At 63.9% G+C, this 1,310-nt stretch carries 2 protein-coding genes and 1 pseudogene; 1 reads left to right on the forward strand and 2 read right to left on the reverse strand.

Annotated features, from left to right (window positions below):
- A partial coding sequence (locus tag EN984_RS34920) for an ABC transporter ATP-binding protein (protein ID WP_164765936.1) occupies positions 1-358 on the forward strand: 358 nt, incomplete at its 5' end.
- 25 nt (positions 359-383) lie between these two features.
- Here EN984_RS34920 and EN984_RS34925 read toward each other — a convergent pair.
- Entirely contained in the window at positions 384-995 is a 612-nt protein-coding gene (locus tag EN984_RS34925; protein ID WP_127270535.1) for an NAD(P)-dependent oxidoreductase, read from the reverse strand.
- 39 nt (positions 996-1,034) lie between these two features.
- Positions 1,035-1,310: pseudogene (locus EN984_RS34930) on the reverse strand (DsbA family protein); the annotation flags it as partial.

Genomic DNA, 1,310 nt, shown 5'->3' on the forward strand with positions numbered 1-1,310 from the left:
CGGGGGCCAGCGGCAGCGCGTCGCCATTGCGCGCGCCATCGCCACAAAGCCGTCGCTGATCGTGCTCGACGAGGCGGTGTCGGCGCTCGACGTCTCCGTGCGCGGAGAGATCCTCGAGCTTTTGCTCGACCTGCAACGCCAGGAAAAGATCGCCTATCTCTTCATTTCACATGATCTCGGCGTCATCAGGTCGGTCGCCCACCGCGTCATCCTTCTCGATGCCGGGCGGATTGCCGAAAGTGGCGATGCCCAAACCGTCATCGACGCACCGCAATCGGCCATCGGCAAGGCGCTGGTGGCGGCAGCACCGAGATTGAACCGGACTCTGATGCGGCTGGCGTCGGCCGGCCTCGATTGAGACCCCGCCGCCGCCCGCCGGTCGCTCAATAGCCGACGGTGAAGCGCTGCCTGATGTGGGCCGGCTTCTCGATCTCGTCAACCATGACGATCGCATAGTCCTCGAAGGAAATGCTGCTGCCCTTATCGGAGGCGAGAAGTGTATCCTTGCCGAGGCGGAATTTGCCGGTGCGCTCGCCAGGCACGAACATGGCGGATGGCGACAGGAACGTCCAATCGAGGTCGTCGACCGTCTTCAATCTGTCCAGGAAGTCGGCGCCCTTCTGCGCTTCGGCCTTGTAGATATCAGGAAATTGAGGCGTGTCGACCAACCGCTTGCCCGGTGCGACTTCGAGACTGCCGGCGCCGCCGACGATCAGATAGCGCTTCACGCCGGAGGCGCGCACCGCCTCGATCAGCGTATCGGCATCGCTGTCCAGGAAATGCACGGAGCTGATCACCGCGTCATGGCCGCGGATCAGGTCGGCGAGACCTTGTCTGTCGAAGACATCGCCCTTCCTCGCCGTCACGCCCGGAAGCGCGGCGATCTTTTCCGGGTTGCGCGCAATGCCGGTGACGGTGTGGCCGCGATCGGAGAGTTCCCTGAGAAGGCGTGAACCGACGGCGCCCGATGCACCAATGAGAGCGACTTTTGCCATGTCTGTTTCCTTATTCTTGTTGGGGTCTGGAGGATGGGATCACGCCGCCGCGATATGGGCGACGAGATTGTCGAAGCTGCCGAACAGCGCGTTCGAACCGATGAGCCGGGGCGCATCATTGCGGATGACCGAGAGCGAAGGCACGCCATCGGCATGCAGGCGCTGGAACAGCGCACGGCCACGGCCAACCAGATCGCGGTGAGCCGTCAGCAATGTTTCGGTCGGCGCCTTGAGCATTTCGGCGGCGTCCGCCATGCCGGCGGCGGCGAGCACCTCGGCCACACCGCCGATCGTCACGACATCGCGTCCTTCTAC

The organism is Mesorhizobium sp. M7A.F.Ca.CA.004.12.1.1, from assembly GCF_003997835.1.
GTDB lineage: Bacteria > Pseudomonadota > Alphaproteobacteria > Rhizobiales > Rhizobiaceae > Mesorhizobium.

Coding starts and splice junctions, on each gene's coding strand:
- EN984_RS34925 (WP_127270535.1), bottom strand. CDS start 995: ATGGCAAAAGTCGCTCTCATTGGTGCATCGGGCGCCGTCGGTTCACGC.